This window comes from Streptomyces sp. NPDC058291, from assembly GCF_042880855.1.
Taxonomy (GTDB): Bacteria; Actinomycetota; Actinomycetes; order Streptomycetales; family Streptomycetaceae; genus Streptomyces.
On the sequence record NZ_JBHVYK010000061.1, the window covers coordinates 40,952 to 51,139 of the forward strand.

Sequence of the window (10,188 nt, forward strand, 5' to 3'; positions counted from 1 at the left end):
AACGGCTCCTTCGTCATCTCGGGGCACCCTGACGGCGTCCCCGGACCACCTCCCATGGTGGCACCTCGTGCCAGTGAGGGCCAGAGCGCCCCCTGTGGGTAAAGCCTCAGTAAGAAAGAGCCCGGCGGAATCGATACGAGACGGTGCCGTATCGGAAATGTTCTAGGCTCGATCCCATGACTACTCCTGCCGTCCCCACCGCTCCGCGCATACCGGAAGCGGTGCACCGGCGTCGTTGGGCGATCCTCGGCGTCCTGATGCTGAGCCTGCTCATCGTGGTGCTCGACAACTCGATCCTGAACGTCGCGATCAAGACGATCTCGACGCCCGCCCCGACCGGCCTCGGGGCCACCCAGAGCGAGCTGGAGTGGGCGATCAACGCCTACACGCTCGTCTTCGCGGGACTGCTGTTCTCCGCCGGCCTCCTCGGCGACCGCATCGGCCGCAAGAAGGTCCTGCTCGGCGGTCTGGCCGTGTTCGGCATCGGCTCCGCGCTCGCCGCCGAGTCCGGTTCGCCCGCCCAGCTCATCGCCTTCCGCGCCCTGATGGCGCTCGGCGCGGCCTTCGTGATGCCGGCCACCCTCGCCGTCCTGATGAACGTCTTCGACCGGGAGGAGCAGCCCAAGGCGATCGGCATCTGGGCCGGCGGCGTCGGCCTCGCCATCGCCATCGGTCCCATCACGGGCGGACTGCTGCTCGGTCACTTCTGGTGGGGCTCGGTCTTCCTCATCAACGTGCCGATCGTGCTGCTCGCCTTCGGGCTGATGCTGTGGCTGGTGCCCGAGTCGCGCGACCCGAACCCCGGCCGCGTCGACCTCGTCGGCGTCGTCCTGTCGGTGGTCGGCCTCGTCCTGCTCGTGTACGGCATCATCAAGGGCGGCGAACTGGCCGACTTCACGGACGCGAAGGTGCTGGCGACCATAGGGGCCGGCCTGGTCGTCCTGGCCGCGTTCGTGGTGTTCGAGAAGCGCAGCGACCACCCGTCCGTCGACATGGACTACTTCAAGAACAAGGTGTTCTCGGCCGCGATCTCCGTCATCGCGCTGGTCTTCTTCGCACTGATGGGCGTGACCTTCTTCTCGGTCTTCTACACCCAGAGCGTGCGCGGCTACTCGCCGTTGCAGACCGGTCTGCTGCTGCTGCCGCTGGCCGCCGCCCAGCTGATCTTCGCGCCGCGCGCCCGGCTGGTCGTCGACCGCATAGGGATCCGGGCGACGACCACGTCGGCGATGCTCGTCCTCGCCGCGACGCTGGTCGCGTTCGCCACGCTGGACGAGGACACCCCGATCTGGCTGCTGGAGCTCGTCTTCTTCTCCATGGGCGCCGGAATGGCCCACATCATGACCCCGACCAGCGTCGTCATCATGCAGGCCCTGCCCCGTGAGAAGGCCGGCTCCGCCTCCGCGCTGAGCAACACCTTCCGCCAGGTCGGCGGCGCGCTCGGCATCGCCGTCCTCGGCTCGGTGCTGTCCACGTCGTACCGCAACGGCATCGAGGGCCACCTCGGCTCGTTGCCTCCGGGCCTGCGCGACACGGCGGGGGAGTCCATCGAGGCCACCCTCGGGGTCGCCGCCAAGCTCGGCGACCAGGGCCGGGCGCTGGTCGTTCCGGCCCACGACGCCTTCCTGCACGCCATGCACGTCACCGCCCTGTGCGGGGCCGCGGTGGCCCTCGCGGGCGCGATCGTGGTGGCCGTCTTCCTGCCGGGCCGGCCGAAGCCCGCTCAGGAGGACGCGGACCAGGAGGAGTTGGCGCGGGCGAAGCGCTGAGGGACGCGGGCGGGGCGGCCGGGAGTCGCCGTCCCGCCCGCCCTCCGCGCGACAATGCCCCCAGTGCGACGAAAGGACCCATCGACGTGATCCCCGCCGACAGCACAGTCGCGGAGCAGCCGGTCCGGGGCCGGCCCCGGAGCGAGGCCGTGGAACGAGCCATCATCGAGGGCGTGATGGCGCTGCTGGAGGAGGGGGTGCCGCTCGCCGAGATCTCCATCGAGCGCATCGCCCGCACGGCCGGCGTGGGCAAGGCCGCCATCTACCGCCGCTGGAGCGGCAAGGAGGCGCTCTTCGTCGACGTCCTGCGCACCGCCGAGCCGGAGGACCTCGAACTCCCCGGCACCTCCATGCGCGACGACCTGATCGTGCTGCTGGAGTCGCTGCGCCGGCGAGGTCTCGTCAACCGTTCCTCGGCCATCCTGCACAACGTGCAGGCCCAGATGAAAAGCAGCCCGAAGATCTGGGCGGCCTACCACAACTCGGTCATAGCACCCCGGCGCAGGCTGGGCATCGAAGTCCTGCGCCGGGGCCAGGAGAACGGCGAACTGCGTCGCGACGTCGACGTCGATCTCGTGAACGACCTGTTCGTCGGGCCGATGCTGGTGCGCGCCGTGCTGCGGCCCGACGCCGAGCTGCCCGAGGACCTGCCCGAGCGCATCGTCGACACGCTGCTGGCCGGACTACGCCCCGTCAGCTACCCCGTTGCGTAACGCGAATGTGCGCGTTTCGTCACAGACCAGGCCAGGCGGCCAGCGGCCGGAACCCGTGAGAGCGCCCCGTTCGTCCTCTTGCCCGTACGGCCGTCACGAGACGGCGAGAACGAAGCCGATCATCGCCTAGGGTCGTACCCGGGGGGACGTACGGTGTGCACGGCAGGCAGTGAGGCGACGGTATGGCGCAGCAGGCGTACATGACGGAGACGGACGACAACGGCGGCTCGGGACACGAGCCTCGGGGAGCCCGGCTCCGGCGCCTGATCGGACGCCTCGTCGGCCGGTTGTCGACGGGCTGGCGCGGCGACCCGCGCATCTGGCGACGCGGTCTGGTCCTCACCGGCGTCGCGCTGGCGCTCTCCCTGGTGATGCTGTTGCACTCGCGCATCCCCAACCGGTTCGGCAACCTCGGCAGTCTCACGGAGACCTTCCTGCCCTGGATCGGCGTCCTCGTCCCGGTGCTGCTGGTGCTCGCGCTGGTGCGCAGGTCGGCGACCGCGCTGATCGCCGTCGTCCTGCCGGCCGTGGTCTGGCTGAATCTCTTCGGCGGACTCCTCGTCGACCGGACCGGCAGCGGAGGCGACCTGACCGTCGTCACCCACAACGTCAACGCCGACAACCCGGATCCGGCCCGCACCGCCCGCGACGTCGCCGCCTCGGGCGCGGGCGTGGTGGCCCTGGAGGAGCTGACCGCCACCGCGGTGCCGGTGTACGAGAAGGCGCTGGCGGCGACGTATCCGTACCACTCCGTGCAGGGCACGGTCGGTCTGTGGAGCAAGTACGCGCTGAGCGGTGTGAAGCCCGTCGACATCAAGCTGGGCTGGACGCGCGCTATGCGCGCGACCGTCGCGACGCCGCAGGGCGAGGTCGCCTTCTACGTCGCCCATCTGCCCTCGGTGCGGGTGAAGTTGCGGGCCGGTTTCACGGCCCGGCAGCGCGACACGAGCGCGGACGCGCTGGGCGAGGCGATCGCCGACGAGAAGCTGACCCGGGTGGTCCTGCTGGGCGACCTCAACGGCACCATGAACGACCGCTCGCTGAACGCCGTCACCTCGCAGATGCGCTCCACGCAGGGCGCGGCGGGCAGCGGCTTCGGCTTCAGCTGGCCGGCGTCGTTCCCGATGGCGCGGATCGACCAGATCATGGTGAAGGGCGTGGAGCCGGTCACCTCCTGGACGCTGCCGCAGACGGCCAGCGACCATCTGCCGGTCGCCGCGCGTGTGAAGGTCACCACACCGTAACCAGGGAGTCGCCCGCCGGAATACCGGACCGGGGAGACTTTGTTCCGTACTTGAACATACGAAACGTATGCTGAACGGAATCCGCTCTCTCCGAAAGGCAAATTCTTCATGCCCTTGGCCCTCCTCGCCCTGGCTGTGGGTGCCTTCGGCATCGGCACCACCGAGTTCGTGATGATGGGCCTGCTGCCCGAGGTCGCGGACGACCTGCACATCTCGATCCCGGTGGCCGGACACCTCGTCTCCGCGTACGCGCTGGGCGTCGTCATCGGCGCGCCGCTGCTGGCCGCGGCGACGGCCCGGATGTCCCGCCGCACGGTTCTGATGTCCCTCATGGCCCTGTTCGTCGCCGGCAACGCGCTCTCGGCGCTCGCCCCCGACGACAACTGGCTGCTGGCCGCCCGCTTCGTCAGCGGTCTGCCGCACGGCGCCTTCTTCGGCGTGGGCGCGGTGGTGGCCACCAACCTGGTCGCACCCGAGCGCAAGGCCCGCTCCGTGTCGCTGATGTTCCTCGGCCTCACGGTCGCCAACGTCGCGGGCGTCCCCGTCGCCACCCTCATGGGCCAGCACCTCGGCTGGCGTGCGACCTTCCTCGGCGTCAGCACGATCGGCCTGGCGGCCATCGCCGCCCTGGCGCTGCTCATCCCGCGCGACCACACGCACGCGCCCGCCGTCGGCCTGCGCCGCGAACTGGCCGCCCTGCGCTCGCTGCCCGTGTGGCTGGCGCTCGGCACCACGGTGGCCGGCTTCGGCGCCCTGTTCTCCGCGTACAGCTACATCACGCCGATGCTGACGGACTCCGCCGGTTACGCCGACACCAGCGTGACGCTGCTGCTGGCCCTGTTCGGCGTCGGCGCGACCGCCGGCAACCTGCTGGGCGGCCGCCTCGCCGACCGCGCGATGCGCCCGACCCTGTTCGCCGGCCTCACCTCGCTGGTCCTGGTCCTGGCCCTCTTCCCGCTGCTGATGACGACGGCGTGGGGCGGCGCGCTGGCCGTGGTCCTGCTCGGCGTGGCGGCGTTCGTCACGGGATCCCCGCTGAACCTGATGGTGATGGAGAAGGCGGCCGACGGCCCCTCCCTCGCCTCCTCCGCCAACCAGGCGGCCTTCAACCTGGCCAACGCGGGCGGCGCCTGGATCGGCGGTCTCGCCCTCACGGCGGGCCTCGGCGTCACCTCGCCCGCGCTGGCCGGCGCGGTCCTGGCCGTCCTCGGCCTGCTGGTCGCGGGCATCGCGTACACCGTGGACGCCCGCCGCACCCAGCGGCCCGCCACCCGCGACCGCGTCATCGCCACCCACCTCCCCCGCCCGGCAAAGGCGAAAGCCCACCACTGACGAGGCAGCGCACGACCTCTCGGGGGCCGGGGGCCCGCCCCGCCCCCCGAGTGCGCACGCCAGGGCCCCCGTGTGCGCACGCCCCGCCCCCCGTGTGCGCACGCCAGGGCCCCCGTGTGGGCGCAGGGCGGAGCCCGCGCCCTTCAGGGGCGTGACCAGTCTTTTTAGGCGCGGGGAACGGCGCGATCAGCCGCAGCGGACTCGCACGTGCCCACGGGGCTCCCGGGGCTCCTGTGGGCGCAGGGCGGAGCCCGGGCCTTTCAGGGGCGCGGGGAACTGCGCGGCCGGCCACACTCGGCCCGCGCGTGCCCACGGAGCTCCCGGGGCGCTTGTGGGCGCAGGGCGGAGCCCGGGCCCTTCAGGGGTGTGACCGGCCTTTTCAGGGGCGCGGGGAACTGCGCGGCCGGCCGCAGCGGGCCCGCACGTGCTCACCGGGCTGCCGAGGCGCTTCCGGGCGGCGGGGCGGAGCCTCCGGCGGGCGCGGTCGGACCGGTGGCGGCCGGGGGACGACGCCGTCGTCACCCCGCCGCATCAGTCGAAGCGCGCGAGATCCCGCAACCAAGCCTGCGCCGAACTGTCCGAGGGCGCCCGCCAGTCACCTCGCGGCGACAGCGAACCCCCCGCCGACACCTTCGGCCCGTTGGGCATCGCGGACCGCTTGAACTGCGCGAACGCGAAGAAGCGGCGGCAGAAGACCTCCAGCCAGCGCCTGATGTCCGCCAGGTCGTAGGCCACCCGCTTGGCGTCGGGGAAGTTCGGCGGCCAGTCGCCGGCCTCCCGGTCGTGCCAGGCGTGCCAGGCCAGGAAGGCGATCTTCGACGGCCGGAAGCCGTAGCGCAGCACATGGAAGAGCGTGAAGTCGTGCAGCGCGTACGGGCCGATCCGGGACTCGGTGGACTGCATCTCCTCGCCCGGCACCAGCTCCGGGCTGATCTCGGTGTCGAGGATCGCGGCGAGCGTCCTGCCGGTCTCCTCGTCGAACTGCCCGCTGCTGACGACCCAGCGGATCAGGTGCTGCATCAGCGTCTTGGGCACGCCCGAGTTCACGTTGTAGTGGCTCATCTGGTCGCCCACGCCGTACGTGGACCAGCCGAGCGCCAGCTCCGACAGGTCACCGGTGCCCAGCACGATGCCGCCGCGCTGGTTGGCCAGCCGGAACAGGTAGTCGGTGCGCAGTCCGGCCTGCACGTTCTCGAAGGTGACGTCGTACACCGGCTCGCCGGACGCGAACGGGTGGCCCATCTCCTTCAGCATCAGCCGCGCGGTGGGCGTGATGTCCAGCTCGGCCGCGGTGACGCCCAGCGAGTTCATCAGCTTGTGGGCGTTGTCCTTGGTGTGGTCGCTGGTGGCGAAGCCGGGCAGGGTCCAGGCCAGGATGTCGCTGCGCGGGCGGCCCGCGCGGTCCATCGCGCGGGCGGCGACGATCAGCGCGTGCGTGGAGTCCAGGCCGCCGGACACCCCGATGACCACCTTCGGGCCGCCGATCGCCGCCAGGCGCTGCTGGAGGCCCTCGACCTGGATGTTGTACGCCTCGTAGCAGTCCTGGGCGAGGCGGTCGGCGTCGGCCGGCACGAACGGGAAGCGTTCCAGGCGGCGGCGCAGCCCCAGGTCGGTCGACGGCGGATCGAGCGTGAACCCGACCGAGCGGAAGTCGCCGGTGCGCGCGCGGTGTGTGCGGCGGTTGTCGTCGAACGTGCCCATCCGCTGCCGCTCCTGCCGCAGCAGGTCGAGGTCGAGGTCGGCGACCGCGTACTCGTCGCCGAGCGGGAAGCGCTGGGTCTCCGCCAGCAGCACGCCGTTCTCGTAGACCATGGCCTGGCCGTCCCAGGACAGGTCGGTGGTCGACTCGCCCAGCCCGGCCGCCGCGTACACGTACGCGGCCAGGCAGCGCGAGGACGCCGAGCGGCACAGCAGCTTGCGGTCCTCGGCCCGCCCGACCGTGATCGGGCTGCCCGAGAGGTTGACCAGGACGGTGGCGCCGGCGAGCGCCGCCTCCGCGCTGGGCGGCACCGGCACCCACATGTCCTCGCAGATCTCCGCGTGCAGCACGAGACCGGGGACGTCCTGCGCCGTGAACAGCAGATCGACGCCGAAGGGCACGCTCTCGCCGCCGACCCGGATCGACCCGCCGCGCTCGTCGGCGCCGTCGCCGATCTGGCGGCGCTCGTAGAACTCCCGGTAGTTCGGCGGGTACGACTTGGGCACGACGCCGAGGACGCGGCCCCGGTGCACGATCACCGCGCAGTTGTAGACCCGGTTGCGGTGGCGCAACGGGGCGCCGACGACGAGAACCGGCAGCAGCCCGGCCGACCCGGCCACCACCTCCCGCAGCGCCGCCTCGACCTCGTCGAGCAGCGCGTCCTGCAGCAGCAGGTCCTCGATGGAGTAGCCGCACAGCACCATCTCCGGGAAGACGGCGACGGCCACGCCCTCCGCGGCGCACCGGCGCGCGTGGCGCAGGACCGCCTCGGCGTTGGCCGGCGGGTCGGCGATGACGGTGTGACCCGTGCATGCGGCGACGCGTGCGAAGCCATGCTGATAAAGGGACCAGAAGTTCGACTCAGGCACGGGCCCAGTGTAATCGTCAGAGCGACGCGATCGGCGGTGCGGGCCTGCCCGCCGCCCCCAGGCGCGGCGAAGGGGGCGCGGGGTGACCTACCCCGCGCCCCCTCACGGCGCCTGCCGGCTGCGCCTCAGTGCTTCTTGTACGACTCCACGTAGCCGTTCGTGGGCGTGCCCACGCCGGTGACGTCGTCGTAACCCTTCACGGCGGACAGCGAGCTGTCCTTGCCGAGGCTGCGGACGGAGGTCAGCAGACCGCCCGTCGCGTCGAAGCCGTTGGCGAAGTCGACGCGCGCGACCGCGAGCCCCGACCCGGTCGGGTTGTCCGTGACGTCGTGGTAGACCCGCGACCCGAACTTGGAGTAGATCGACGGGTTGGCGAAACCGATCGCCTTGCCGCCGTGCGCCTCCTGGGCCAGGGCCTGCACCGCGGCGATGACCGGCGCGGCCAGCGAGGTGCCGCCGATGCGGTACTCGCTGTACTGCTCGGTCCCGTCCGGGAACGTCTGGGTCTGGCCGACCCTGAAGCCCGTGTTCGGGTCGGCGATCGCCGAGATGTCCGGGACGACGCGGTTGCCGGCGGCGTTGTTGGCCGTGGCGAGCGCGTTCGGGACGACGCCCTTCTGGTAGTACGGCTGGGCGACCGTCTTGCTGGTGCCGCCGCCCGCGCCCGAGGTGAACGCGCCGGGGAAGCCCGTCCAGCTCTTGCCGTCGGCCGACAGCGAGGCCTTCTCGGTGCCCCAGCCGGTCTCCCACAGGTACTTGTCGCCCTTGCCGACCGCCAGCGAGGTGCCGCCGACCGCCGTCACCCAGGCCGAGTTGGCCGGGGTGTCGACCTGCTTCGTGCCGGTGTTGGCGACCTCGTCGCCGTTGTCGCCGGAGGAGAAGTAGAAGCCGATCCCCTCGACCGCGCCGAACTGGAAGACCTGGTCGTAGGCGGCCGCCAGGTCCGGCGTCTGGTTGGCCTCGATGTCGCCCCACGAGTTGGAGACGATGTCGGCCAGGTGGTTGTCGACGACCTTGCTGAGCGAGTCGAGCAGATCGTCGTCGAAGCAGGACGCGGCGCCCACGTACGTGACGTTCGCGGCCGGCGCGACCGCGTGCACGGCCTCGACGTCGAGGGTCTCCTCGCCGTACCAGCCGGCCGCCCCGCACTCCTCGGTCTTGGTGTAGTTCGCCGGCAGGACCTGGCGCAGCTGCCCGGTCTTCCAGGACGCGTCACCGTGTGCCTTCGCGTACGTGGCCGCGTCGAAGGCGATGGTCGGCGAGGCGAAGGCGTCGGTGATGGCGACGCGCACGCCCTTGCCGGTGTACTTGCCGGCCCCGTAGGCGGACCGCAACTGCTTGCCGGTGTACCCCTGCACGGCGTACGGGATCTTCTTGCCGTACGCCGACGGGAGGCTGCTCGCGGTCTTGGAGCCGTAGTACGAGGAGAACGGACCGGCGTTCTTGAACACCGCGTCCGGCGGCGGCAGCTGGTCCTTGGAGGCGGCCTTGTGCGGCGCGTTGTCCAGACCGGTGACGGTCAGGACGGCGCCGTCGAGGCTCGCGGGCGCCGTCGCGCTCTTCGTCGGCGCCCGGTAGGTCTTGGAACCCTTGGCGAAGTTGTGCAGCTGGGTGCCGAACGCCTTCTCGGCGGCGGCCACGTCACCGCTGACGGAGACGTAGTGCCGACTGGTGCCGGTCACCTTCAGGCCGGCCGCCGTCAGCCACGCCTTGACCGCCGCCACCTGGGCGTCGGTCGCCCCGAAGCGGGCCTGCGCCTGCTCGGCGGAGAGGTACTTGCCGTAGGCGGCGGAGCTCGGGTCGGAGACCGACTTCGCGTACTGCGCGAGGCCGGCCGCGTCGCGTCCTGCGAGGTAGACGCGGGCGGAGACCTGGGCGCTGTCCGCGGTCGCGCCCTTGTCCGCCTTGGCCGTGGCCCACGCGGGCTTGGTCCCGGTCAGCGTGTCACGGGCCGGGCTGTCCGCGGCGTGGGCCGCGGGTATGCCGAGCGCCAGCGCGCCGGCGATCATGGGCAGTGCCGCCGCCATGCTCGCTCCGGCGCGCAGCGCGGCGCGATTGGATCTCATAGGACCCCCTGTATGTGGTTCGACGCGAGTGGATCACTCGACGTGCGGGCCACTCTTGCGACGAACACCTCATGCCAGGGGAATGCGAAAACCAAGAAGGCCCCAAGTGACCGCTTGCTGGGCGCATTTGACGGATAAGTCCGTGAAGTCGAGGGAAAACCCTATGGATTGGCCGAGGGGCCTGCCTGCGCAACGGCCCGAGGGCCGTCGGACCGGTCGGCTGAGCGGCCGTCGGACCGGTCGGCTGAGCGGTCGTCGGACCGGTCGGCTGAGCGGCCCTCGGGCCGGTCGGCTGAGCGAACCTCGGGCCGACCGGGCGGAGGAGCCCGCCGAAGTGGGATCGCGGCCTTCCCGCCGGAGCGACCGCCCGCCCGCCGGCCGCCGCCCCTCGGTCGCGCGCCCCTCGGCCGCCGCCCCTCGGTCGCGCGCCTCTCGGTCGCGCGCCTCTCGGTCGCGCGCCTCTCGGTCGCGCGCCTCTCGGCCGCCGCCCCTCGGC

The 10,188-nt window shown here is 71.7% G+C and carries 6 protein-coding genes; 4 read left to right on the plus strand and 2 right to left on the minus strand.

Annotated features, from left to right (window positions below):
• Nucleotides 1-176: 176 nt before the first annotated feature.
• The 4 genes from ACFVYK_RS26775 (at nucleotide 177) to ACFVYK_RS26790 (ending at nucleotide 5,058) form a co-directional block, all read left to right on the plus strand.
• Complete coding sequence (locus ACFVYK_RS26775; RefSeq protein WP_389778374.1) at nucleotides 177-1,769, plus strand: MFS transporter; 1,593 nt, start codon at nucleotides 177-179, stop codon at nucleotides 1,767-1,769.
• Nucleotides 1,770-1,945: 176 nt separating this feature from the next.
• Nucleotides 1,946-2,482, plus strand: coding sequence for a TetR/AcrR family transcriptional regulator (locus ACFVYK_RS26780; RefSeq protein WP_389778391.1), 537 nt, complete (start codon nucleotides 1,946-1,948; stop codon nucleotides 2,480-2,482).
• 182 nt (nucleotides 2,483-2,664) lie between these two features.
• Entirely contained in the window at nucleotides 2,665-3,726 is a 1,062-nt protein-coding gene (locus ACFVYK_RS26785; RefSeq protein ID WP_389778376.1) for an endonuclease/exonuclease/phosphatase family protein, read from the plus strand.
• Between the two features lie 108 nt (nucleotides 3,727-3,834).
• On the plus strand, nucleotides 3,835-5,058 hold the full coding sequence (locus ACFVYK_RS26790) for an MFS transporter (RefSeq protein WP_389778378.1): 1,224 nt from the start codon (nucleotides 3,835-3,837) through the stop codon (nucleotides 5,056-5,058).
• 531 nt (nucleotides 5,059-5,589) lie between these two features.
• On the opposite strand, the gene ACFVYK_RS26795 is transcribed toward ACFVYK_RS26790, so the two are convergent.
• Nucleotides 5,590-7,626, minus strand: coding sequence for an NAD(+) synthase (locus ACFVYK_RS26795; protein WP_389778380.1), 2,037 nt, complete (start codon nucleotides 7,624-7,626; stop codon nucleotides 5,590-5,592).
• A 125-nt stretch (nucleotides 7,627-7,751) separates the two neighbouring features.
• Nucleotides 7,752-9,692, minus strand: coding sequence for a protease pro-enzyme activation domain-containing protein (locus ACFVYK_RS26800; RefSeq protein ID WP_389778382.1), 1,941 nt, complete (start codon nucleotides 9,690-9,692; stop codon nucleotides 7,752-7,754).
• Between the last annotated feature and the right edge of the window lie 496 nt (nucleotides 9,693-10,188).

Excerpts from the sequence above, each read along its gene's own strand:
- ACFVYK_RS26800 (WP_389778382.1), bottom strand. The coding sequence starts at position 9,692 with ATGAGATCCAATCGCGCCGCGCTGCGCGCCGGAGCGAGCATGGCGGCG.
- ACFVYK_RS26775 (WP_389778374.1), top strand. The coding sequence starts at position 177 with ATGACTACTCCTGCCGTCCCCACCGCTCCGCGCATACCGGAAGCGGTG.
- ACFVYK_RS26790 (WP_389778378.1), top strand. The coding sequence starts at position 3,835 with ATGCCCTTGGCCCTCCTCGCCCTGGCTGTGGGTGCCTTCGGCATCGGC.
- ACFVYK_RS26785 (WP_389778376.1), top strand. The coding sequence starts at position 2,665 with ATGGCGCAGCAGGCGTACATGACGGAGACGGACGACAACGGCGGCTCG.
- ACFVYK_RS26780 (WP_389778391.1), top strand. The coding sequence starts at position 1,946 with ATGGCGCTGCTGGAGGAGGGGGTGCCGCTCGCCGAGATCTCCATCGAG.